Raw genomic sequence first — 26,212 nt, forward strand, 5'->3', positions numbered from 1 at the left:
AATACAAAAATAAATTTAGAAATAAACTAAACCAATTTTAGGAGGAATATATTATGGGAAAAATTATAGGTATTGACTTAGGTACTACTAATTCATGTGTTGCAGTTATGGAAGGTGGAGAGCCGGTTGTTATAACAAATTCAGAAGGAGCAAGAACTACTCCATCAGTAGTTTCATTCCAAGCTAACGGTGAAAGATTAGTAGGTCAAGTAGCTAAAAGACAAGCGATTACTAATCCGGACAAAACTATCATATCAATAAAAAGACATATGGGAACATCATATAAAGTTGATATAGATGGTAAAAACTATTCACCACAAGAAATTTCTGCTATGGTACTTCAAAAAATAAAATCAGATGCAGAAGCTTATTTAGGAGAAACAGTAACTCAAGCTGTTATAACAGTACCAGCTTACTTTAATGATAGTGAAAGACAAGCAACAAAAGATGCTGGTAAAATAGCAGGTCTTGAAGTATTAAGAATAATAAATGAACCAACAGCTGCAGCTTTAGCTTATGGTTTAGATAAAATGGATTCTAATCACAAAATCTTAGTTTATGATTTAGGTGGTGGTACTTTCGATGTATCTATTCTTGAACTTGGAGATGGAGTATTTGAAGTATTATCTACTAATGGAGATACAAAGCTTGGTGGAGATGACTTTGACCAAAAAATAATGGATTATATAGCTGATACATTTAAAGCAGAAAATGGTGTTGATTTAAGAAATGATAAAATGGCACTTCAAAGATTAAAAGAAGCAGCTGAAAAAGCAAAAATTGAATTATCATCATCAACACAAACAAATATTAACTTACCATTTATTACTGCTGATGCAACAGGTCCAAAGCATATTGACTTAAACTTAACAAGAGCTAAGTTTAATGAAATTACTAGTGACTTAGTTCAAAGATCAATAGAACCAATGAAAAAAGCATTAAGTGATGCTGGAGTATCTATAAATGATATTGAAAAGATAATATTAGTTGGTGGATCAACAAGAATACCAGCAGTTGTAGATGCTGTTAAAAACTTTACTGGAAAAGATCCTTCAAAAGGTGTAAATCCAGATGAATGTGTTGCTGTTGGTGCGGCTGTTCAAGCAGGTGTATTAACAGGAGAAGTTAAGGATGTATTATTACTAGATGTTACTCCATTAACTTTAGGAATTGAAACAGCAGGTGGAATTGCAACACCATTAATAGAAAGAAATACAACTATTCCAACAAAGAAAAGTCAAATATTCTCTACAGCAGCAGATGGTCAAACATCAGTTGAAATTAATGTAGTTCAAGGTGAAAGACAAATGGCTTCAGATAATAAATCATTAGGAAGATTTACACTTTCAGGAATAGCTCCAGCACCAAGAGGAATTCCTCAAATTGAAGTTACATTTGATATAGATGCTAATGGTATAGTTAAAGTATCAGCAATGGATAAAGGAACTGGAAAAGAAGCTAATATAACAATTACTGCTTCAACAAATTTAAATGATGAAGAAATAGATAAGGCTGTAAAAGAAGCAGAAAGATTTGCAGAAGAAGATAAGAAGAGAAAAGAAAAAGTAGAAACTGCAAATAATGCTGATCAAATAGTATATCAAACTGAAAAGACTTTAAATGAACTTGGAGATAAAGTATCAGCTGAAGATAAAGCTAAGGTTACTGAAAAACTTGAAGCTCTTAAAGCAATAAAAGATGGTGAAGATGTAGAAGCTATCAAGAAAGCTATAGAAGAATTAACTCAAGAATTCTATGCAGTATCTTCTAAAGTTTATGCAGCAGCAGGTGGAGATCCATCTCAAGCAGGTGGATTTGATCCAAATGCAGCAGCAGGTGGAAATGAAAAAACTGCACAAGATGATAATGTAGTAGATGCAGATTTTAAAGTTGATGAAGATAAATAGTGTATACTAAACTCTAGTTATCTAATATAATAAGTGAGAGTCCAATATAAACAGGGTTCTTATTCCTAACTTATTCAGTGAGTTCAAGTAACTCTGATTACAGTTATAAAATAGGGAAGGCAATGCTCGTCTTCCCTTTTTATGGATTTTTAATAAAACTAGGTGGTGAACAATAACAAATGGCAAATAGAGACTATTATGAAGTACTTGGACTTCAAAAAGGTGCGAGTGATGATGAAATTAAAAGGGCTTTTAGAAAATTAGCTATAAAATATCACCCTGATAAAAATAAGGGAAACAAAGAGGCAGAAGATAAATTTAAAGAAATAAATGAGGCATATCAAGTTCTTTCAGATCCTCAAAAGAAAGCTAACTATGATCAATTTGGAACAGCTGATTTTAATGGCGGCGGATTCGGTGGCGGCGGATTTGGCGGCTTTGATATGGGCGGATTTGGCGATATATTCGATACATTCTTTGGCGGCGGTGGTGGAAGCTCAAGAAGAAGAAATGGACCAGTTAGAGGAAATGATATTGAATATACTTTAACATTAACTTTTGAAGAAGCTGTTTTTGGTGTTGAAAAAGAAATTTCTGTTACTAGAAGTGAAAGTTGTGAACATTGTCATGGTTCAGGAGCAGAAGAAGGAACATCTCCAAAAACTTGCCCTACATGTGGAGGGTCAGGACAAGTGAGAGTTCAAAGACAAACACCACTTGGAAGTTTTGTTTCGACTTCAACTTGTGATAGATGTAATGGTAACGGAACAATTGTAGAAAAACCATGTACACATTGTAGAGGTAAAGGAAATATAAGAAAGACTAGAAAAATAAAAGTGAATGTTCCTGCGGGTGTAGATACAGGAAATGTAATGCCACTAAGAGGACAAGGAGAACATGGATTAAGAGGGGGAAGCCCAGGAGATTTATATATTAGAATTAATGTTACTCCATCAAAAGTGTTTACAAGAAAAGGAAATGATATTTATATAGAGACACATATTTCTATGGCTAAAGCTGCACTTGGAACAGAAATCACTGTTAATACAGTTGAAGGAAATGTTAAGTATACTATACCAGAAGGAACTCAATCAGGTACATTATTTAGATTAAAAGGTAAAGGTGTAGCTAGGGTTAATTCTACTGGTAAAGGTGACCAATATGTGAAAGTTATTGTTGATATTCCTAAGGGATTAACACAAAAACAAAAAGAAGCATTATATGCATTTATGGAAGCAAGCGGTGAAGAGATTGATGCCAATACTCACCATACTAAAAAATCACTTTTTGGAAGAAAAAAATAAATGAAATTAAAAAGGCTAATTCAAAATATTTTTAAAATAATTTTGAATTAGCCTTTTTATTAGAAAAATATAATATGAAATTTCTTGATTACTTAAAGAATAATGAAGATGAATTTTAAAATTTAGTGAATAAGTTTAAAAAATAAGCATAAATTATTATTGAGGTTTACTTGTTCAAAGAAGCCATCAAAACAAATAGCTATTTATTTTATGTATTATTAATACATGGAATGAATAGCTTTTTTAATTTTATTTTATTGTTATAGAATTGCAATATAATTTTATATATGTATAATTATTATGAATGATAGAAGATGGAGTGAACAAACATGAGAATGAGAAAAAAACCATGGGCAAGACCTGAACTTGAAAGTTGTGACTTTTTTGTTATAAACCCAAAAGAATACAAAAGTAGATGGAAAGAATTTTTTGGAAATAATAAACCTATATATTTAGAACTAGGATGTGGAAAAGGTACATTTATGGCCGTACATGGTTCGGAAAATGATAATATTAATTATATTGCAATTGATATAAAAGATGAAGTATTAGGATTAGCTAAAAGAAATATAGAAAAAGCATATAAGGAAAAAAATAAAAATTTAGATAATGTTAAATTAATGGCACAAGAAATAGGACTTATTAATGATATGCTTGGAGAAGAAGATTTAATAAGCAGAATATACATAAATTTTTGTAATCCATGGCCTAAAGAAAAACATAAAAAAAGAAGATTAACACATACAAGACAATTAAATCAGTATAGAAATTTTCTAAAAGATCAAGGTGAAATTTGGTTTAAAACAGATGATGATGAATTGTTTGAAGAATCGCTTGAATATTTTAAAGAAAGTAAGTTTAGAATTGAATATATAACTTATGACATTCATCAAAGTGGATTTGAAGGAAATGTAGAAACAGAACATGAGAAGATGTTTACTGAACAAGGAATAAAAACTAAATTTTTAATAGCTATAAAAGAGTAAAAAATTAGGGCGGTTATTTCAAAACATAGTATGTTTAAGAGAGTATTAATATTATAGTATAAAGCTCATGGACAGGGGAATTTACTTTAAGAACTCTAAAATAAAGCTTAGTCCAATTAATGCATGTTCCCAATTAAAGATTGTGACAAGCAATTAATTGTACAAATCTTCATTAAGAGTTCTAAAAAGTAAATTCAAATGCCAGTTCGCCCTTATACTAAAATATTAATACTTAGTTAAAACATAGTAGAAGTTTTTGATATAACAATTATAGAGTAGTGTATAATGAAAGGATGATAAATTGTGAACGGAGTATGGACTGAAATTAGAGTAATAACAAATAGTGAGGCATTAGAACCTATATCAGGGATTTTTTATGGATTGAATTGTCAAGGAGTGGCAGTGGAAGATCCTAATGATTTATTAACAAGAGAACAAGGTCCTTTAACTTGGGACTTTGCAGATATAAATGTATTGGAACATAAAGGTGAATTTGCAGTAGTTAAGGGATATTTCTCAGAAGAAGATAACATTGAAGAAATAGTTTCTATTACAAAGAAAAAATTAAAAGAAATTAATGATATGGGAATTGATATAGGTAAAGGAATTGTAGAATATGAAAAAATAAAGGAAGAAGACTGGGCAAATAACTGGAAAAAGTATTATAAACCAGCTAATATAACTGATAAAATAGTTGTAAAACCTATGTGGGAAGAATATGCTCCGAAGAATGGAGAATTAGTAATTGAATTAGACCCAGGAATGGCATTTGGAACTGGTACACATGAAACTACTAGAATGTGTGTTAAAGCTTTAGAAAAGTATGTAAAACCTAATACAACCGTTTTTGATGTTGGATGTGGTTCTGGAATATTAGCAATAGCTGCTGCTAAACTTGGTGCAAAGATGGCTTTTGGAGTTGATTTAGATCCAGTCGCAGTTGAATCAGCAAAAGAAAATACAGGATTAAATAATTTAGATAATATTGAAATTTTAGAAGGAAACCTTTTAGATGTAATTGATGGAAAGGCAGATATTGTTGTTGCTAACATAATAGCTGAAATTATTTGTATATTAACTGAAGATGTTAAAAAGGCTTTAGATTCAAATGGATTATTTATTACATCAGGTATAATTCATGATAGAGTTGAAATGGTTACTAATAAGCTTAATGAATGTGGATTTGAAGTTTTAGAAATAAATAAAGAAGGCGAATGGAACTGTATAGTTGCTAAATTAAAATAAAGTATTATAGAATAGGATAAATAATATATATGTTCTAATTAAGTTAAGTCACATTCAAATAAATAATAGACCAGCATGTTCGTCTATTTTGTGTGATACTGTGTCAGCAAATTTAGCTAATAGCTCGTTATTAACTAAATTTATTTACTTGTCTGACACAAAATATACAACGCCTCTTTGATCCATTATTTTATTTGATGTGCCTAATACATTTATAATCTTTTATATAATTTTTATAGAAGATTATATTTTTAATTAACAATATCTAGTTAGAGGTATATATATCATAAATTTTCTATATAAGTTTCTCACTATAATGGCAAGTTATATCATTTATAAATATTCTAAGATTTATATTAAGTATATAACTTTATTGAAACTTATATACTTAAGTTATTGAGAGGAAGATTTTTATGCATAAGTTTTTTACTCCAGCATGCAATATTACAGAAACAGAAGGTAAAATTATAGGAGATGATGTAAAACATATTTATAAAGTTTTACGTTTAAGTGAAGGGGAAAAAGTAGTCTTAAATAATTGTGAGGGAACAGAATATTTAGGAGAAATAGCTTCTGTAGGAAAACAAGAGGTTGTTGTAAATATTATTGATGTTTTAGATATAGATAATGAAAGTAAGGTTAAGATTACTCTTTTTCAGGGATTGCCAAAAGGCCAAAAGATGGATTTAATAATTCAAAAAGGAACAGAACTTGGAATAACTGAGTTTGTACCTACAATTACATCTAGGGTTGATGTGAAAATTAAAGGTGATTTTAAAAAGCTTGATAGATTAAATAGAATTGCTCTTGAAGCATCAAAGCAATCAAAAAGAAGTGTTATCCCTAAGGTTAGAGAAGCTATTAATTTTGATGAAGCTTTAGATGATTTAACTAAAATGGATTTAATATTAGTTCCTTATGAAAATGCAGAAGAATTTGGAATAAAAGCTCTTATTAAAGAGTTAAATGAAAAAGGCGTAGAACTGAACAATATAAACAGTGTAGGGATTTTAATAGGACCAGAAGGTGGTTTTGAAGAAGAAGAGATAAATATTCTTAAAGAAAAAGGTGCGTATATAGTTACATTAGGAAATAGAATATTACGTACAGAAACAGCAGGATTTGTAGCTACTTCTTTAATACAATATGAATTGGGAGATTTAGGAGGAAAGATTTGATGAAAGTTGCATTTGCGACATTAGGTTGTAGAGTTAATCAATATGAAACTGAAGCTATGACTGAAAAGTTTATAAGAGAAGGATATTTAGTTACTGAATTTGAAAATTTTTCAGATGTTTATGTTATAAATAGTTGTACAGTAACTAATATGGGAGATAAAAAATCAAGACAAATAATAAGTAGGGCAAGAAGAACTAATCCAGAAGCAATAATTGCAGTTGTGGGATGCTATTCTCAAATAGCACCAGAAGAAGTTTCTAAAATTGAAGGTGTGGATGTAGTTTTAGGAACAAGAAACAAGGGTGATATAGTTTATTATATAAATAAGGCTAGAGATGAAAAGAAACCTCAAATTAATGTTAAAGAAGTTCTTAAAAATAAAGAATTTGAAGAATTAAATATAGAAGAATATCAAGATAAGACAAGAGCATTTTTAAAAATACAAGATGGATGTAACAGATTTTGTACTTATTGCTTAATACCATATGCAAGAGGCGCTACTTGTTCTAAAGATCCAGAAAAGGTGCTTGAAGAAATAAATAAATTAGCTGAACATGGATTTAAAGAAGTAATACTATCAGGAATACATACTGCTTCTTATGGAGTGGATTTAGGAAAAGATATAACTTTAATAAGTTTACTTGAAGAAATAGAAAAGATAGATGGTATAGAAAGAGTTAGAATTGGCTCTATTGAACCAGCATTTTTTACAGAAGAAGTAGTAAAAAAAATAAAGAATATGAAAAAATTATGTCCACATTTTCATTTATCTCTTCAAAGTGGATGTGATGCTACACTAAAAAGAATGAATAGAAGATATACTGCATCACAATATGCAGAAACTGTTGAGATATTAAGAAAAAATATCAAAGATGTATCAATTACTACCGATCTTATAGTAGGGTTTCCAGGAGAAACTGAAGAAGAATTTAATGAAACATATGAGTTTTTAAAGAAAATTAAATTAACAAAAATTCATTTGTTCAAATATAGTCCTAGAAAGGGAACTAAAGCTGCTGAAATGAAAAATCAAGTTGATGGAAATATTAAAGATGAAAGAAGCAAAATTTTAGCGGAACTAAACCGAAGAAATGAAGAAGAATTTATGAAAAATTTAGTGGGAAGAAATCTGGGAGTTTTAATAGAACAGGAATCTCCAAATAATCCAGGAAGTTTTGAAGGATATACAAGAAATTATGTAAAAGCTGAAATAATTAACGCCAACAAGGAAATGATAGGAAAAGTTGTTGATTGTCATATAGATGGTGAAAAACAAGAATATTTAATTGGTAAAGTTAAGTAGAATTTTGATATAATTATATAGGTTAAAAAGATAATTAAATTTATAAACTGAATTTTTGATGTAGGATAAATTATTATCTTTAATCACATAATAAATTAATACGAGGAGGTGAATTTAATGGGAGATTGTATATTTTGCAAAATTATAAATGGAGATATTCCGAGTAAAAAAATATATGAAGATGAGTTCGTTTATGCTTTTTATGATATAAATCCAGAAGCACCAACTCATTTTTTGGTAATTCCAAAACAACACATAGAAAGTGTAAATATGTTAAATGAAAATAACATTAATGTTATTTCACATATATTTAAAACCATCAAGAAATTAGCGAAAGAATTAGGTATATCTGAAAAAGGATATAGAATAGTAAATAATTGCGGAGAAGATGGGGGCCAAACAGTAAACCATATGCATTTTCATGTATTAGGTGGAAGAAATTTAAAGTGGCCTCCAGGTTAGATTTTATAAATAGATTTTAATCTAAGTTATTGACAGTGCTTATAGCAATATTGTATAATATACCGTGTGTTATAAAGCCCATAGCTGAGTTAATTAATTTAAGCTAGCGGAGGGAGGGATAGTAAATGTCAGAAATTAAAGTTGGAGAAAACGAAACACTTGAAAGTGCTTTAAGAAGATTTAAAAAGAAGTGTGCTAGAGCTGGGGTTCTTTCTGAAGTTAGAAAGAGAGAACATTATGAAAAGCCAAGCGTTAAGAAAAAGAAAAAATCAGAAGCTGCTAGAAAGAGAAAATTTAAATAAGAATGGTTTCTTTTGAAAGAAGGTATAATAATGCCAACAATTAAGGATAGACTTCAAGAAGATTGGAAAGCTGCTTTAAAGGCTAAAGATAAATTCAGAGCTAATACAATTAGTACAGCTAAAGCTGCCATATTATTAGTTGAAAAAACTGATAATATTAAGCTTGATGAGGATGAAGTTATTAATATTTTAGCAAAGGAAGTCAAGCAAAGAAGAGAATCTATGCTTGAATTCGAAAAGGGAAATAGACAAGATTTAGTTGATGAGTGTAAAGCTGAACTAGAAATTTTGTTAAAATACCTTCCTCAGCAGTTAAGCGAAGAAGAAATAAAACAAATAGTAGAAGATTCAGCTCAAGAAATGGGTGCAAATAGCATTAAAGATATGGGTAAAGTTATGTCAGCTATCAAACCTAAAGTAGTAGGTAGAGCTGATGGAAAGCTTGTAAGTCAAATTGTTAAAGAATATTTAAATAATAAATAATAAAAGAACTCTTTTTTAGAGTTCTTTTATTATTTATAAGATTTTTTATTATAATGTCAGTTTGTGCTTATATTAAAACATAAATATTGTTTTAATATATATTTTCTGGTGTATTTTTCAACATACATTTGAAAAGTTAGATGGGCTAAAAATTTGACGTTTCAACAAATATGTTAGTGATTTTTTATATAAATTTAATACATAATAAAAAGAATTGTAATTTTATATTTAGATTATATGAAATTACAATTCTTTTTTCTATTTATAAACTTATAAAAACATAATTGTTGGTAAATTTAACTTTTATTTAATCAATATATCAATCTTATTTAAGTCATTATAAAAATTTTATGTATAGTAAAATTTATGAATTAATTTAACTGTAAAATCATAAATTACAAATAAAGGCACTTATTTTGATTAAGATATTTTAATAATGATTTTATATATAGGGGGATAATATGGAGAGTAGATTTCAACGAGGAAGAGAAAAGATATTTAATAAGTTAGATTTTCCAACAGATGTTGCTTTAGATTTACCAAAAATAATTGTTACAGGGAATAGAGAAATAACAATTGAAAATCATAGAGGAATTATGGCTTTTGAAAATAGTCTAATTAAAATAAATTCTAGAATTGGTGCGATTACAATAATAGGGGAAGGGTTTGAAATACTTTTTATTGGAGATAACACTATAACTATAAGTGGAATTTTTAAGGGTATATCATATGAGGGGTAAAAAGAATGATATTAGATAAATTAAAAGCAGGAAAAATAACAATAGAAGTAAGTAGCTTAATGCCTGAAAAAATATTAAATATACTTTGGCACAATGGAATATACACATCTAATATAACTAAAGTTGATATAACTACTGTTAGATTTCAAGTACCTTTTTCAGTGTATAAAGATGTTCAGCATTTGGTAAAAAAGTCTAAAGGTAAAATGAGGGTAGTAGGTAAGAGTGATATAATAGTATTACTAATATTAATGAAAAGGAAAATATCATTATGTATTGGAGGAGGAGTATTTCTATTAAGTTTATATTTATTATCTAATTATGTATGGGCTATAGATATAGAAACTAAAAATAATTTATCGCCTTTTGAAGTTAGGCATGAACTTACATCTATAGGTATAAAACCTGGTCTTAAAAAAGGGGACATAAATGTATATGATGTAGAAAAGAAATTGGAAGATTTGAGTTCAGAAATTATGTGGGTAAGGGCTAGAATAGAAGGTTCAACATTAAAGGTTGTTGTAGAGGAAAAAGTAAATCCTCCAAGTAGAAATAAAGTGATGCCAGAACAAGTATTAGCTAAGATGGATGGAGAAGTAAAAAGGGTATTTACATTCTCCGGGAATTCTGCTGTGGTTCCAGGAGACATAGTAAAATCAGGAGATGTATTGATATTACCTATACAAGGTAAAGAAGGCTTTGAAAAAGAAGTTAAACCAAGTGGCAGTGTTATAGCTAACACTTTTTATGAAAAGTCAATGGAGATACAAATAAGTGGTAAAAAACTTGATAGGACTGGGAAAAAAGATAGTGATATTTATTTAAATTTCTGGAATAAAAAAATTTACTTAAAAAAAGCTATAAATGATTTTGAATCTTATGATAAAATAGAGGAAAATGGAGGAGTATTTAACAAAATAATATATTTTGAAAGAGCAGGAAAAAATATAAATTTAGATAGAGATGCAACAATAAAAGAATCGTTAGAAAAATTACAGCAATCTTTAGAAAAAAATCTTACAAACGATGCGAAGATTATAGATAATAAGGTATCAGTAGAAGATATTGAAAATGGAAAAATACGCATAAAAGTAGTATTTACAGTAGAACAGGATATAGCGGAGAATATATCTTAATACTATAGTACAGAGATGAGAAGGTGATTAACATGAATTTAAGAAAAGATAAAAAGAAAAATCTTGAAGGAAATCAATATAACACATCTAGATATATGTTACTTTTTACTGTGGTTTTTGTTATAATCTATTTTTTACTTATAACAGTTGTAGCTCCTAAACAGTTTAGTCTAAAAGAGGGTGACATAGCTAGAGTAGATATAAAGGCACCGAGAGATACTATAGATGAAAAAGCGACTAAAGAAAAAGAAAATGAAGCTATTGAAAAGGTTGAGAAGCAGTATACTGTAAAGAATGATGTTAAAATTAAAGCAGAAAATAATATTAAACAGTTGTTTGATAAAGTTTCAAGTGTAAATGTAACTAATATGACAGAAGCAGAAAAAATATCAGAACTAAAAAAAATATCAGACTTTAAATTAACTGATAATGAATATAAAGAATTACTAATTACACCAAAAGACAATTTTATTGAATTAGAATGGCAAGTTATCAATATTATTGATGAAGCTTATAATAAAGATATACAAGAAAATAATGATAAGGCTCTTGAATCAGCAAAAGATGATGTGAAAAGAGAAATTGAAAAATTAAATACCAGTGCTGCATTAATAGATGCTTTAAAAAACATTAGTACATCTCAAGTATATCCAAACTTGTTTTATGATAGTGAAAAAACTGAAGAAATGAAAAAAGAAGCACAAAAAAATGTTTCTAAAGTTATAATTAAAAAAAATCAAACTATAATTAAAGAGGGAGAACCTGTTACAGCAGCTCAGATTGATATTATACGTACATTAGGACTACTTGATGATGATATAACAGGAAAATATGTTTATGTTTATTTAGCACTTATATTATTTTTGGGTGTAATTTTATTTATACAATATAATTATATTTATGTAAATTACAAGGAAATATTTATTAATAAAAAAAGATTAATGCTTATTAGTTTAATAACTATAGTTTCATTAATTTTAGCAAGAACTATAGGAGCAATATCTCCATTTTTGATTCCGTTTGCTTTTGCACCTATGCTTTTAACATTACTTTTAAATTATAAATTATCACTTGTAATAAGTGTTTGCAATGTGGCAATTATTGGTGCTTTATCTGAATTTGATCCTCAAGTTATGATTATAGCTTTAGCAAATGCAACTCTTGGTGCAACAATACTAAAAAAATTACACCAAAGAAATGATCTTATATATTCAACATTGCATATAGCTATAGTTAGTGCAATACTTACATTTGCAACGGGTACAATATTATCAAGCAATATAAAAGAGGTAATTGTTCAAAGTTCTTTTTCTATAATTGGTGGATTGTTATCAGGTGTTTTTGCATTAGGTATGTTGCCGTTTTTAGAAGGTATATTTAATGAAGTTACAACAGTAAAATTATTAGAATTATCTAATCCTAATAATCCGTTATTAAAGAAATTACTTATGGAAGCCCCAGGAACTTATCATCATAGTATGCTTGTTGCAAATTTAGCTGAAATGGCAGCAGAAGAAGTAGGGGCTGACCCTGTAATTGCACGAATTGGCGCTTACTATCATGATGTAGGTAAAACTGAGAGACCATACTTTTTTGGGGAAAATCAAATAGGTGGAGAGAATCCACATGATAAAATAAGTGCAAGGTTAAGTACTAGGGTTATAATATCTCATGTAAAAGATGGCTTGAAATTAGCTAAAAAGCATAATTTACCTAAAGTAATTCAAGATATCATAGCTCAACATCATGGGACTACTTTGGTTAAATACTTTTATTATACAATGAAAAATAATGCGGAAAATCCGGATGATATAAATACACAGGATTATATGTATCCTGGACCAATTCCAAACACTAAGGAAGCGGCAATAGTAATGCTTGCTGATAGTATTGAAGCGGCAGTAAGATCTATTAAAGAACCTAGTAAAGAAAAAATTGAAGAAATGGTAAATAACATAATAAAAGATAAGTTGAATTCTGAACAATTAAAAGATAGTGATTTGACATTTAAAGACATTGAAAAAATAAGAGTATGTTTTTTAAATGCACTTAATGGTATATATCATCAAAGAATTGAATATCCAAAAGAAAAAATCTAATAAGGCACATTCAAAAAAATAATAGACCAGTATGCTCGTCTATTTGATCTATTATTTTATTTCATGTACCTAATATGTTAATAAAAAACATTATTAGATTAATTAAAAAATAATTTATGTGTATAACAAAGGAGCAAAAAATGATTTATGTAGATAACAGACAAGAAAAAATTGAAGTAAATGAAGAATTTATTGATTCTTTAAAAAATGTAATAGAATTTGCTTTAGAACAGGAACAAGTAAAAATACCATGTGAGATATCATTATTGTTTGTAGATAATAATGAAATCAAAGAAATAAATAGTGAAACAAGAAATATAGATAGAGAAACGGATGTTTTATCTTTTCCTATGTTAGATTATCCAGATAAAAAAGTTTTTAAGGAAGTTTATATTGATAATAAATTCTCTCCAAGTGATTTTGATGGAGAAGAGTTAGTTTTAGGAGATATAGTACTATCTTTAGAAAAAGCTCTTGAACAAAGTAAAGAATTTAATCATTCTTATGAAAGAGAAGCAGGGTATTTAGTAGTGCATTCTGTATTACACCTTTTAGGATATGATCATATAGAAGAAGATGATAAAAAAGTAATGAGAAGTAGGGAAGAAGATATATTAAATAGGCTTGATATAAGGAGAGATTAAAAAAGCAGGTGAGGTATAATGAAATTTAAGAAAATTTTAGATAGTTTTAATAATGCTATAAATGGAATAATAGAAACTGTTAGAACAGAAAGAAATATGAAAATTCATTTGATTGTATCATTATTTGTATTAATTGCATGTTTTTGTTTTGATATAACAAAATATGAATTTTTAACATTAGCAATAACAATAACAATGGTAATAGGTGCAGAATTAGTTAATACAGCCATAGAGGCTGTTATAGATTTAACAGCTAATTATTATCATCCATTAGCTAAAGTAGCTAAAAATGCAGCAGCAGGAGCAGTATTTGTTATGGCAATAAATGCAATAGTTGTTGGGTATATAATATTTTGGGATAAACTATCTTATTTTTCTTATAATTTAATCAATAAGGTTAAAACTTCAGAACCTTACACAATATTTATAGTATTAGTAATAGTTTGTATTGCAACATTAATAGTAAAAGCTATTTTTGGAGAAGGAACTCCTTTAAAAGGGGGAATGCCAAGTGGTCATAGTGCATTAGCTTTCTCTATTGCAACAGCATTATCTTTAATCACAGAAGAACCTATATGTGTAATGTTAAGTTATCTTATGGCATTTATCACAGCGCAAAGTAGAGTGGATTCAGAAGTGCATACTGTTCTAGAAGTAATAATGGGAGCTTTATTTGGGATTTTATTAACTATTTTTATATTTGTAGTGTTTAGAATATAGATAGCATTTTTTTATTATAATTACATTAGGCACATTCAAAAAATAATAGACCAGTATGCTCGTATATTTTATCTATTATTTTATTTCATGTGCCTTATGAATATTTAATATACATAGAAGAATAAATAGAGTATACTATTTATAAACTAGATAATATCTAAAAATGGATATACTTATAATAAATTAGGAAGTCTATTTTTATTTATAAATAAATAGAATTTAGACTACAAAAGGAGGCAAAATGTTTAAATCAGGATTTGTTACAATTGTTGGTAGACCAAATGTAGGGAAGTCGACTTTATTAAATTATATAATGGGTGAAAAATTATCAATAGTTTCAAGTAAACCACAAACAACTAGAAATAATATTCAAACTATTTTAACTGGTGAGGATTATCAAATTGTATTTGTAGATACACCAGGAATACACAAACCTAAACATAAATTAGGGGAATACATGGTGAATTCAGCAAAAGATTCAACAAAGGATGTTGATTTAGTTTTATTTTTAACTAATCCAGATACAGAGATTGGTAGAGGGGATAAATTTATATTAGAATCATTAAAAGATAAGAAATGTCCAGTATATCTTGTTTTAAATAAGACTGATGAAAGCACTCCTGAAAGAGTTGCCAAAAGTTTAGAAATGTATTCAAAAGAATTTAATTTTAAAGAGATAATTCCAATTTCAGCAATAAAGGGTAAGAATGTAGACGCTTTAATTAATTTAATGAAAGAAGAAATGCCAGAAGGGCCACAGTACTATCCTGAGGATATGATAACAGATGTTCCAGAAAGATTTGTAGTATCAGAAATAGTTAGAGAAAAAGCATTAAGAACTTTAAGAGATGAAGTTCCTCATGGTATTGCAGTAGATGTAATTCAAATGAAACAAAATCAAATAGGAACTTATCATATAGAAGTAGATTTAATATGTGAAAAAGATTCACATAAGGGAATAATAATAGGTAAGAATGGTCAAACTCTTAAAAGAATTGGAGAAAGTTCAAGGTTTGAATTAGAAAAATTTTTAAGAGCTAGAGTTAACATAAAAATATGGGTTAAGGTAAGAAAAGAATGGAGAGATAATCAAAATCTTTTAAAAGAATTAGGATACAAAAAGAAATAATTAGGTATTTATTGAGAAATACTATAATAGGGGATGATCTTTCTGGCACTTTTTGAAAGTAAAGCTGTTATTATAAAGTCACAGGATTTTAAGGAAAATGATAAATTAGTGTGGCTTTATACAGAAGAGTTAGGTAAGATTACTGCTATAGCTAAAGGGGCAAAGAGGAGTAGAAGTAAATTGCTATCCATAACTTTGCCTTTATGTTATGGTGAGTATATGTTATATAAAGGTAAGAATTTGTATACGATTCAAGAAGGTAAAATTATAAATTCATTTCAGGGATTATTAGAAAATTTAGATAAGCTTACATATTCATCTTATTTATGTGAATTAATAGATATATGTTCTCCAGATGAGGAGAAGAATAAACAGCTTTTTATAGATTTAGTTATGACACTATATCTTTTAGATACAAATGCTTTAGATTATCAATTGCTTATAAGAGCTTTTGAATTAAAGGTTTTAAGAAATACAGGATATGCTTTAAATTTAGATAGTTGTACTATCTGTAAAAGAAAGATTAATGCTTCAAATTATATAAGTTTATCAAATTATGGGGGAGTTTGTTCTGAATGTCCTAAAGAATATGGCCTGTATATTTCAAAAGCGGCTTATAATTCTTTGAGATTTTTATTAAACATGAGGGTAGATAAAATCTATAGATTAAATTTAACAGATCAAATCAAGGAAGAGATAGAAAAGGTAACAAACCATTTGATATGTAATAATTATTCTAAAAAACCTAAGAGTTTAGAATTATTAAAATTTATTAAGGAGTGATTATAAATGGAACAAATAACATTAGAAAAAGTTGATAAGATAATAGAAAGAACTGGTGTGAGTTATTCTATTGCTAAGGAAGCATTAGAGGCTCGTAATGGAGATGTATTAGAAGCTTTAATATATATAGAAAGCATACAATCAGGAATTGAAAATACAGATTATGATATTAATAATGATAAAGAAGAAAATAAAAATCAAATAACAATAGAAGAATTAAAAGTATTTATTAAGGATTTAATTCATAAAGGAAATATCTCTAGAATAAAAATTAAAAAAGATGATAGTGAATTAATTGACGTTCCAGTAAATGCAGGAATTGCAGCTGGAGTAATTGCAGTTTTAATTCCACCTATATTAGCAGCAGGAGTAATTGCAGCAATAGCTACTAAGATTACAATAGAAATTACTAAAAATGATGGTTCAGTTGAAGTTATAAATAAATATGTATCAAAAGTTTCAAATGAAGTAAAAGATAAAGCTATTGATATTACAGATAAGGTGAAATCTAAAGTGAATGAAGTTAAAGCAAAAGTAAAGAATAATGAAGAAGAAAAACAAAGAGTATATACTGGAGATGAAACTGTTTATAGTTATACAGTAAAATTTGATGAAGAAAATAAGTAAAATATATAAGTTAATGTGATATAAAATAAAAGAATAAGGAATATTTTCAAAATTATTTAATTTTTCAGAAAATTTAATATACTTATACAAAAATTACATGGTATAATTAAGTTGTGATTAGATAGTTCTTGTATTCATAGAAAGAGGGATAATATTGAAGTTATCAGATAGGCAAGAAGAAATAATTAGATTAGTAAAAGAACATCAGCCAATAACTAGTGAAGCTTTAGCAGAAAAGTTAGGAGTAACAAGAGCAGCTCTTAGGGCTGATTTGGCGATACTTACTATGATAGGAATATTGGATGCGAGACCTAAAGTGGGTTATATATATTTAGGGAAATCTTCTAATGGTCTTGTTTATGAGTATATAAGTAAAATAAAGGCTAGCGAAATAATGTCTAGACCAACTACTGTAAGTGAAGAAACAATGGTATATGATGCAATTGTATACCTATTTTTAAATGATGTAGGTACATTATTTGTAGAGAATAATGGGGTTTTAACTGGAGCTGTTTCAAGAAAGGATTTTCTAAAAATAGCAATAGGGGGAACCGATATTCATAAAGTTCCAGTAGGAGTAATAATGACACGTATGCCAAATATAATATGTGCAAATAAAGATGATAGTGCATATAATTTGGCAAAAAAAATAATTGAACATGAAATAGATAGTATTCCAATTGTTGAACGATTGGAAAAATTAGAGGGTAAAGAACAATTTAAGATAATTGGTAAAGTTTCAAAGACTAACATAACAAAATTATTTGTTAAACTGGGTATTCAAGAAGGGTAATTAAAAAGGGTAACTACAAGATTTTATCTTGATAGTAATAAAAAATTGAGAATTAAAGGGGAAATGTTGAGATGGTAAAGAAGTATGTATATCTTTTTAATGAAGGCAACGCTTCAATGAAAAATTTACTAGGAGGTAAAGGTGCTAACTTAGCTGAAATGACTAATTTAGGAATTCCAGTGCCACCTGGTTTTACTGTTACAACAGAAGCATGTAATAAGTATTATGAAGATGGAAAAGTTATTTCAGACGAAGTAATAAATCAGATTTATGAAAGCTTAGCAAAACTTGAATCTACTAGTGGAAAAAAATTTGGAAGTGATGAAAATCCATTATTAGTATCAGTAAGGTCAGGTGCAAGAGCTTCAATGCCGGGAATGATGGATACTATTTTAAATTTAGGACTCAATGACAAAGTTGTTGAAATAGTGGCTAAATTGACAAATAATCCAAGATTTGCCTATGACTCTTACAGAAGATTTATTCAAATGTTTTCAGATGTTGTTATGAATATCGAAAAAAGATTATTTGAAAATAAGATTGATGAACTTAAAGAGAAAAAAGGTGTAGAATTTGATACAGATTTAACAGCAGAAGATTTAAAAGTTTTAGCATCAGAATTTAAGGAAATATATAAAAAAGAAAAAGGTAAAGATTTCCCACAAGATCCTAAAATTCAATTAATAGAGTCAATAACAGCTGTATTCAGATCATGGGATAATCCAAGAGCTATAGTTTATAGAAGATTAAATGATATTCCAGGTGAGTGGGGAACAGCTGTTAACGTACAACAAATGGTTTTTGGTAATAAAGGGGATACTTCAGGTACAGGAGTTGTTTTCTCTAGAAATCCTGCAACTGGTGAAAAAGTTATTTACGGAGAGTATTTAATGAATGCTCAAGGGGAAGATGTTGTTGCTGGAATAAGGACTCCTCTTCCAATATCAAAATTAAAAGAACAAGATCCTAAAATATATGGACAATTTGAAGGGATAGTTAATACATTAGAAAATCATTATAGAGATATGCAGGATATGGAAATAACTATAGAAGAAGGAAAACTATATTTCTTACAAACAAGAAATGGTAAGAGAACAGCACAAGCTGCTTTAAAAATAGCTGTTGATTTAGTTGAAGAAGGAATGCTAACAAAAGAAGAAGCAGTATTAAAGGTAGAACCAAAACAATTAGATACATTGCTTCATCCAGCATTCTATACCGAAGATTTAAAGAAAGCAGAGCCTATTGCTAAAGGATTACCAGCATCTCCAGGAGCAGCATGTGGTAGAATAGCATTTACAGCTGAAGAAGCAAAGGATAGAGCTGCTTTAGATGAAGACGTTGTATTAGTAAGACTAGAAACCTCTCCAGAAGATATAGAGGGAATGATTGCAGCAAAAGGTATATTAACTGTTAGAGGTGGTATGACATCTCATGCAGCCGTAGTTGCTAGAGGAATGGGAACTTGTTGTGTTGCAGGTTGTGGAACAATTAAGGTAGATGAGGTTAAGAGAACAATTGAAGTTGGTGGAAAAGTTTATACTGATAAAGACTATATATCAATAGATGGTACTTCAGGAAATGTCTATGGTGAGAAAATAAAAACTGTTACTCCTGAAATATCAGGTCATTTTGCTACATTTATGGGATGGGCAGATGAAATAAGAAAATTAAAAGTTAGAACTAATGCGGATACTCCAAAGGATGCAAAACAAGCAGCAGAGTTTGGTGCTGAAGGTGTAGGTCTTTGTAGAACTGAGCATATGTTCTTTGCTGAAGATAGAATAATGGCAGTAAGACAAATGATTACATCTAAAGACGAAGAACAAAGAAGAAAGGCATTAGATAAGATATTACCAATGCAAAGAGCGGATTTTATAGGTATTTATGAAGCATTAGAAGGAAAACCAGTTACAATTAGATTATTGGATCCACCTCTACATGAATTCTTACCAAATAATAATGAAGATATTAAATCTTTAGCAAAAGAGATGGGATTAAGTTTTGAAGAATTAAAACTTACAGTTGAAAATTTACACGAATTTAATCCTATGATGGGTCATAGAGGTTGTCGTCTTGCTGTATCATATCCAGAAATAGCTGAAATGCAAGCTAGAGCAATTATAGAAGCAGCTATAGAAGTTAAAACTACTAAAGGATTTGATGTTGTTCCGGAAATAATGATTCCATTAGTTGGAGAAATTAAAGAATTAAAATATGTTAAAGATGTTATAAAAGATACAGTAGAATCAGTTATGGAAGAAAAGAATGTTAAGCTAGATTATAAGATAGGAACAATGATAGAAATTCCAAGAGCTGCATTAACAGCTGATAAAATAGCTAAAGAAGCTGAATTCTTCTCATTTGGTACTAATGATTTAACTCAAATGACATTTGGTTTCTCAAGAGATGATGCTTCAAAATTCTTATCAGATTATTATGATAAAAAGATATATGAACAAGACCCATTTGCTAAGTTAGATCAAACAGGTGTAGGTGAACTTGTTAAGATAGCTGTAGAAAAAGGAAGATCTACAAGACCAGATATAAAACTAGGTATATGTGGAGAGCATGGAGGAGATCCATCATCAGTTGAATTCTGCCACAATATAGGTTTAGACTACGTATCATGTTCACCATTTAGAGTACCACTTGCAAGACTTGCAGCAGCACAAGCACAAGTGAAAAATAAAAGATAATATAAAAAATACACATTGGATATAAATCCAATGTGTATTTTTATTTCTTTAGGAATTTATAAAAAGTTAAAATTTAAGTATAGTTTATATAAAAATGTGTTTTATAAAACTATACACATAGAACCTAAAGAATAAAAAACATAATTAAATTAATAGTATATTAAACTCATCTTTAATGCTTTTAATTAGTTTTAAAGCAAAATCATATTGAGCCTTACTTTTAGCAGTTGTATTCTTTAGAAGTGTTAAAAAAGCAGTTTTATTACATTTAGAAATATTTTTATAATAATCTCTAGATATTCTCCAGTATTTTTGAGGAAAACAAATATATGAAATTAAATATCTAAAGTCTGAATCAGTAAGTTTTGAAATATCATTATAAGTTTTAATTATAGATAAAGCTAAATCTAAATCACAGTTAGTACTTTCACGTCTAAGTAATCTTCTCATAAAATATCCTAAATCCTTAGCAGAGTAGTCAGTTTTGCATTTATCAAAGTCAATTATGCAAGGTTCTAAAGATTTTGTAAAAATTATATTTTTATTTACATAATCTCCATGACATAAAGATTTAGTTAAATCTGAATTATCTATATTATAAGCTATATCTAAAGAAAGTTTTGCAAGATATAAATTTGTATCAAAATTAGATATAAATTCTTTTGAAAATTCATCTTTATATTTAAAAGCTTGATTTGAAATTGTTAATAGTTGTTCAAAATGCTTTAAGGTTGATATGTAATGATCATCAAGACCTACCTTATAAGAACTTCCTAAAATAGGATGAAAATCTTTTGAGATGGAATGTATAGTAGCAAGTTTTTTTATAGAAAGTATCACATGTGTTATATTATCAAAATTACATTTAGTCCCATCTATCCAAGGTGTTAATATAAAAAGCATATCAGAATAATAAACAAACCTATTACCATCAGTTGATGGTAAGAACTTAGAAACTGTTATACCATTTCTATGGAGCCATTCATTGGCTGAATATACATATAATAAATCGGGTAAATCATAATAAACTTTTTTTAAACAATAACTTTTACCATTGTCATCTATTTTATAAACAGCTCTTTGCTTGTTAGTATCTTTAAATTTAACAACACTTATCTCAGCATTTTGTAAATTATAATGTTTTAAAACAGTATTTTTTATAATATCTGGTGATAAGCTAGTTGATTCTAATGAAATTGATTCTGAACGCATAAAATTCTCCTTATAAATTTATTCATTACTATGATATTAATAAAAAACGATAAATATACATGAATGAATAAATAAAAAATTATAAAATTTCAGATGTAAAGGATTTTATTTTGCTATTTTTGTAAATAATATTTATAGGTTTTAAATAGAGGATTTTAGTGATATATATAGAATAGATAAAGTGAGGTGAGAATATATGAATATAAGGGAAAAAATTGAGGGTTTTGAAAGGTTGACACTTATTCCGGAAGCCTCTTTTTCATCTTCTTCTTTAGGGAGAATTAAAGAAGAAGAAAAAGATGATATTCGAACTTGTTATATGGTAGATAGAGATAGAATTATTCATAGTAAATCATTTAGACGATTAAAACATAAAACACAAGTATATATAAAAACTTTTGGTGATCACTATAGAACTAGATTAACTCATACTCTAGAAGTTGCACAGGTAGCTAGAAGTGTTGGTGTTGGAATAGGTTTAAATGAAAATTTAATTGAAGCCATAGCATTAGGACATGATTTAGGGCATGTTGCTTTTGCTCATAATGGAGAGGAAGTTTTAAATGAGTATTTAGGTAACTTTAGGCATAATGAACAAAGTGTAAGAGTAGTAAATAAGTTAGAAAATAATGGATTAGGAATTAATTTAACTAGAGAAGTTATTGATGGAATATTAAAACATAGCGGTTTTGGAGAAAAAAGCACAAAATCAATAACACTAGAGGGAACAGTTGTAAAATATAGTGACAAAATAGCATATTTAAATCATGATATAGATGATTCAGTAAGGGCGGGTTTACTTAAAGAAGATGATATTCCTAAAGACATAAGCAAAGTTTTGGGAAATTCTTCAAATAAAAGATTAGATATTTTAATTAAAAATTTTATAAAAACTTCTAATCAAAATATAAATAATGGTATTAAAGAAGTAGGATTAGATAAAGAAATTGAAGATGCGATGATTGAACTTAGAAAATATATGTTTAAAAACATATATTTAGGGGATACGTTAAAAATAGAGAGAGATAAAGCAAAATTTATATTAAGAGAACTTTTAAATTATTATAGTAATCGTCCAGAAGAAATGCCTAAAATTTATAAAGATATAGTGGAAAAAGAAGGATTAAAGAGAGGCGTAGCTGATTATATTGCTGGAATGAGTGATGATTATTGTTTATCTTTATTCAATAAATTGTATGTTCCTAAATTAGTAATATATTAGTTGTTTAAATAAAATTATTAAGGTAATTATAATAGAATAAAGATTTATAAAATTTATAGTATAAAATTTAGATTAAATGGGTAAATAAATTTTATAAAGAAAAAAGAGGAATATAAGTAAAAAAGAAGAATTATAAGAATTATGATTTGCAAATATAAAAAAATTTTTTATGTAATAAGAAGGAAAAGCAAATAAGATGTCGAATATTATATAATTGCTGAAAAAAAAAGTAAGGAGGGAGATGTCTCCTTGCAAATTCCACAAGATATTATTGAAAAAATAAGAGAGCAAAGTGACATAGTTGATATTATTTCAGAAAGCATAAGATTAAAAAAATCAGGCAGAAACTATATAGGTTTATGTCCATTTCATAATGATAAAAGTCCCTCATTCAGTGTTTCCCAAGATAAACAAATATATAAATGTTTTGCATGTGGAGAAGCGGGAAATGTATTTACATTCATTATGAAACAAAGAAGACTTACATTTGTAGAGGCTGCAAAGTACTTAGCAGATAAAGCCAATATTTCTTTGAATATAAATGATAAAAGACAATCTGAAACCTCAAAGAAAAAAGATATATTATATAAGATTAATATAGAAGTAGGAAGATATTATTTTGCAAATCTTCAGAGAATAAAAAATGCAAAAGATTATTTCCTTAATAGGGGGATTAAGGAAGAAACAATAAAAAGATTTGGGTTAGGATATTCAAAGGATAGTTGGAGAGATCTAATAAATTATTTAAGGGTAAAAGGATATAAAGATACTTTATTACTTGAAGCAGGATTAGTTTCTAAAAATGAAAATAAGGGGAACATATATGATAGATTTAGAAATAGAGTTATGTTTCCTGTATTTGACGTTAAAGGAAGGGTTATTGGTTTTGGAGGAAGGGTTTTAGATGATTCAAAGCCAAAATATTTAAATTCACCAGAAACAATAATATTCCAAAAAGGAATTAATCTATATGGGTTAAATTTTGCAATTAAAAATAAAATAAAAGAAGATTATATTATCATAGTCGAAGGCTATATGGATTTAATTACTTTACATCAATATGGAATAACTAATGTTGTTGCATCGTTAGGTACAGCACTTACTGTTAATCAAGCTAAACTTTTAAAGAGATATACAAATAATGTGATTATATCTTATGATGCAGATGTTGCAGGTCAAACCGCAACGTTAAGAGGACTTGAGATTCTTAGAAATAAGGGCTTTGATGTTAAGGTATTAGTAATTCCAGAAGGAAAAGATCCAGATGAGTTTGTGAGAAGTAATGGTAAAGATGCATTTATAAGGTTAGCTAATGATTCATTGCCATTAATTGACTATAGAATTAAAAAAGTTGGTGAAGGAATAAACTTCAAAGATGCTAAAAGTCTAATTAAGTATGGCGAAAATGTAGCTAAGATATTAGCAGAATTAAACCCAGTAGAAAAAGATGTATATATTAAAAAAATTTCTGAAGATACTGGCATAAAAGAACAGGCATTATACGACTTACTTTCACAAGTAATGACTAAAAAACAAAAAGAAAATAATTATATGAATAAAAAGGAAGAAATTGGAACAAAATTATATGTAGAACCAGCATATGTAAAAGCTGAAAGAGCATTGCTTAAGTTAATATTAAATGAAGAAATCTCTGAAGAAACAATTAAAAATATAATTGTAGGAGATTTTATCATGAATTCTCATAACAAAATTTATTCATTAATACTGGAAAGCAAAAATAATGGTTCTAATAATTTGGAGTCTTATATTGAGAGTAGATGTGATGATATAGAAACTTCAAAAGAATGGATTGCTATAAAAGAACATAAAATTCTAGATTTAAGTGATAAGGAAAGACTAATTAATGATTATTTAAATGAAGTAAGATGTTTTAAACTAAAATTAGAAATTGATAACTTAAAGAATGAACAAAGAAAGTTGGAAGATAAGGGAATGATTGAGGAATCTATAAAACTTGCAATTAAGCTAACAAATTTGTCAGAAGAATTGAAGAAAAGAAAGAGAGGATAATGGTCATGGCAGAAGGAGGTAAAGAAAATATGGAGCAAAAAACTAAAACAAAGGCCACAAAAGGAAAAGACGATAAAAATGCTAGAATGGCCATGGTAAAGGGTCTTATTGAAAAAGGAAAGAAAAATGGTTCTTTAACATATAAAGAAATTATGGATGAAATAGATCATATAGATTTAAATCCAGAACAAATAGAAAAAATATATGAAGTACTTGAAATGATGGGAATTGAAGTTATAGGTGCTGAACATGCTCAACCAGAAGTTGAAGAAGAAATAGATTTAACAGTTCCAGAAGGAATAGCTATAGATGACCCTGTAAGAATGTATTTAAAGGAAATAGGAAAAGTTCCTCTATTATCTTCAGAAGAAGAGATAGATTATGCAAGAAGAATTGAAGATGGAGATCCAGTAGCAAAGAAAAAACTTGCAGAAGCTAATTTAAGATTAGTAGTAAGTATTGCTAAAAGATATGTTGGAAGAGGAATGTTATTTTTAGATTTAATTCAAGAAGGAAACTTAGGTCTTATAAAAGCAGTTGAAAAATTTGATTACAGAAAAGGGTACAAATTCTCTACTTATGCTACATGGTGGATTAGACAGGCAATAACTAGAGCTATTGCAGACCAAGCTAGAACTATAAGAATACCTGTACACATGGTAGAAACAATAAATAAATTAATAAGAGTTCAAAGACAATTATTACAAGAACTTGGTAGAGATCCTTTCCCTGAAGAAATTTCAAAAATAATGGAATTACCAGTAGATAAAGTTCGTGAAATTCAAAAAATAGCACAAGAACCAGTATCCTTAGAAACTCCAATAGGAGAAGAAGAAGATTCTCATTTAGGTGATTTTATACCAGATGATGAAGCTCCAGCTCCAGCAGAAGCAGCAGCATTTACAATGTTAAAAGAGCAATTAATAAATGTACTGGATACTTTAACTCCTAGAGAAGAAAAGGTATTAAGATTAAGATTTGGTTTAGATGATGGAAGAGCTAGAACGCTTGAAGAAGTAGGAAAAGAGTTTAATGTTACTAGAGAAAGAATTAGACAAATAGAAGCTAAGGCTTTAAGAAAATTAAGGCATCCATCAAGAAGTAAGAAATTAAAAGATTATTTAGATTAAGCACCTTTTTAAGGTGCTCTTTTTTTAAGATATAGTTATGTTTTAAAACAGTGATGATATTGTAGTATAAACAGAA

Annotated in this window: 23 protein-coding genes; 22 read left to right on the top strand and 1 reads right to left on the bottom strand. The window is 28.2% G+C overall.

Annotation, left to right across the window (positions count from 1 at the left end; translation table 11 throughout):
* Positions 1–53 precede the first annotated feature (53 nt).
* From dnaK to ppdK, 19 genes are all read left to right on the top strand, one after another.
* On the top strand, positions 54–1,907 hold the full coding sequence (gene dnaK, locus ACYUET_RS15615; protein ID WP_460281157.1) for a molecular chaperone DnaK: 1,854 nt from the start codon (positions 54–56) through the stop codon (positions 1,905–1,907).
* A gap of 179 nt (positions 1,908–2,086) precedes the next feature.
* Positions 2,087–3,211 carry a molecular chaperone DnaJ gene (dnaJ, locus tag ACYUET_RS15620; protein WP_460281159.1) on the top strand — a complete coding sequence of 375 codons (1,125 nt, stop codon included), beginning with the start codon at positions 2,087–2,089 and terminating at the stop codon, positions 3,209–3,211.
* Positions 3,212–3,540: 329 nt separating this feature from the next.
* The gene (trmB, locus tag ACYUET_RS15625; RefSeq protein ID WP_460281161.1) at positions 3,541–4,197 is read left to right on the top strand and encodes a tRNA (guanosine(46)-N7)-methyltransferase TrmB; all 657 of its coding nucleotides are present in this window, start codon (positions 3,541–3,543) and stop codon (positions 4,195–4,197) included.
* 303 nt (positions 4,198–4,500) lie between these two features.
* Positions 4,501–5,442, top strand: a complete 942-nt coding sequence (gene prmA, locus ACYUET_RS15630) for a 50S ribosomal protein L11 methyltransferase (RefSeq protein WP_460281163.1) — start codon at positions 4,501–4,503, stop codon at positions 5,440–5,442.
* 413 nt (positions 5,443–5,855) lie between these two features.
* Entirely contained in the window at positions 5,856–6,620 is a 765-nt protein-coding gene (locus tag ACYUET_RS15635; protein ID WP_460281164.1) for an RsmE family RNA methyltransferase, read from the top strand.
* A complete protein-coding gene (gene mtaB, locus ACYUET_RS15640) occupies positions 6,620–7,924 on the top strand; it encodes a tRNA (N(6)-L-threonylcarbamoyladenosine(37)-C(2))-methylthiotransferase MtaB (protein ID WP_460281166.1) in 1,305 nt (434 codons plus the stop codon). Before ACYUET_RS15635 ends, mtaB begins: the two co-directional genes overlap by 1 nt.
* Before the next feature lie 117 nt (positions 7,925–8,041).
* Complete coding sequence (locus ACYUET_RS15645; protein WP_460281168.1) at positions 8,042–8,386, top strand: histidine triad nucleotide-binding protein; 345 nt, start codon at positions 8,042–8,044, stop codon at positions 8,384–8,386.
* A gap of 125 nt (positions 8,387–8,511) precedes the next feature.
* Positions 8,512–8,688 carry a 30S ribosomal protein S21 gene (rpsU, locus tag ACYUET_RS15650; RefSeq protein ID WP_003371500.1) on the top strand — a complete coding sequence of 59 codons (177 nt, stop codon included), beginning with the start codon at positions 8,512–8,514 and terminating at the stop codon, positions 8,686–8,688.
* Positions 8,689–8,718: 30 nt separating this feature from the next.
* Positions 8,719–9,171 (top strand): GatB/YqeY domain-containing protein, encoded by a 453-nt coding sequence (locus ACYUET_RS15655; RefSeq protein ID WP_460281170.1) that lies wholly within the window; start codon positions 8,719–8,721, stop codon positions 9,169–9,171.
* Positions 9,172–9,632: 461 nt separating this feature from the next.
* Positions 9,633–9,911 (top strand): sporulation protein YqfC, encoded by a 279-nt coding sequence (gene yqfC / locus ACYUET_RS15660; protein WP_460281172.1) that lies wholly within the window; start codon positions 9,633–9,635, stop codon positions 9,909–9,911.
* A 5-nt stretch (positions 9,912–9,916) separates the two neighbouring features.
* On the top strand, positions 9,917–11,047 hold the full coding sequence (yqfD, locus tag ACYUET_RS15665) for a sporulation protein YqfD (protein ID WP_460281174.1): 1,131 nt from the start codon (positions 9,917–9,919) through the stop codon (positions 11,045–11,047).
* Between the two features lie 32 nt (positions 11,048–11,079).
* Positions 11,080–13,146: an HD family phosphohydrolase gene (locus ACYUET_RS15670; protein WP_460281176.1), complete on the top strand. Its 2,067-nt coding sequence runs from the start codon at positions 11,080–11,082 to the stop codon at positions 13,144–13,146.
* Positions 13,147–13,286: 140 nt separating this feature from the next.
* On the top strand, positions 13,287–13,790 hold the full coding sequence (gene ybeY / locus ACYUET_RS15675; protein WP_460281178.1) for an rRNA maturation RNase YbeY: 504 nt from the start codon (positions 13,287–13,289) through the stop codon (positions 13,788–13,790).
* Between the two features lie 18 nt (positions 13,791–13,808).
* A complete protein-coding gene (locus ACYUET_RS15680; protein ID WP_460281180.1) occupies positions 13,809–14,510 on the top strand; it encodes a diacylglycerol kinase in 702 nt (233 codons plus the stop codon).
* Between the two features lie 241 nt (positions 14,511–14,751).
* Positions 14,752–15,639 (top strand): GTPase Era, encoded by an 888-nt coding sequence (gene era / locus ACYUET_RS15685; RefSeq protein ID WP_460281182.1) that lies wholly within the window; start codon positions 14,752–14,754, stop codon positions 15,637–15,639.
* A 33-nt stretch (positions 15,640–15,672) separates the two neighbouring features.
* Positions 15,673–16,422 carry a DNA repair protein RecO gene (gene recO / locus ACYUET_RS15690; protein WP_460281184.1) on the top strand — a complete coding sequence of 250 codons (750 nt, stop codon included), beginning with the start codon at positions 15,673–15,675 and terminating at the stop codon, positions 16,420–16,422.
* Positions 16,423–16,428: 6 nt separating this feature from the next.
* The gene (locus ACYUET_RS15695) at positions 16,429–17,049 is read left to right on the top strand and encodes a DUF4342 domain-containing protein (RefSeq protein ID WP_460281186.1); all 621 of its coding nucleotides are present in this window, start codon (positions 16,429–16,431) and stop codon (positions 17,047–17,049) included.
* A 154-nt stretch (positions 17,050–17,203) separates the two neighbouring features.
* Entirely contained in the window at positions 17,204–17,842 is a 639-nt protein-coding gene (locus ACYUET_RS15700; RefSeq protein WP_460281188.1) for a helix-turn-helix transcriptional regulator, read from the top strand.
* A 71-nt stretch (positions 17,843–17,913) separates the two neighbouring features.
* Positions 17,914–20,541, top strand: a complete 2,628-nt coding sequence (gene ppdK / locus ACYUET_RS15705; protein ID WP_460281190.1) for a pyruvate, phosphate dikinase — start codon at positions 17,914–17,916, stop codon at positions 20,539–20,541.
* Between the two features lie 144 nt (positions 20,542–20,685).
* Here the strand turns inward: ppdK and ACYUET_RS15710 are convergent, their stop codons facing one another.
* Positions 20,686–21,753, bottom strand: a complete 1,068-nt coding sequence (locus ACYUET_RS15710) for a CotS family spore coat protein (RefSeq protein WP_460281192.1) — start codon at positions 21,751–21,753, stop codon at positions 20,686–20,688.
* Between the two features lie 196 nt (positions 21,754–21,949).
* On the opposite strand from ACYUET_RS15710, the gene ACYUET_RS15715 reads away from it, so the two are divergent.
* From ACYUET_RS15715 to rpoD, 3 genes are all read left to right on the top strand, one after another.
* On the top strand, positions 21,950–22,975 hold the full coding sequence (locus tag ACYUET_RS15715; protein WP_460281194.1) for a deoxyguanosinetriphosphate triphosphohydrolase: 1,026 nt from the start codon (positions 21,950–21,952) through the stop codon (positions 22,973–22,975).
* 249 nt (positions 22,976–23,224) lie between these two features.
* Positions 23,225–25,006 (top strand): DNA primase, encoded by a 1,782-nt coding sequence (gene dnaG, locus ACYUET_RS15720; protein ID WP_460281195.1) that lies wholly within the window; start codon positions 23,225–23,227, stop codon positions 25,004–25,006.
* 5 nt (positions 25,007–25,011) lie between these two features.
* Positions 25,012–26,136, top strand: a complete 1,125-nt coding sequence (rpoD, locus tag ACYUET_RS15725) for an RNA polymerase sigma factor RpoD (RefSeq protein ID WP_460281197.1) — start codon at positions 25,012–25,014, stop codon at positions 26,134–26,136.
* Positions 26,137–26,212: the final 76 nt, after the last annotated feature.

Source organism: Clostridium sp. CTA-5, from assembly GCF_054768135.1.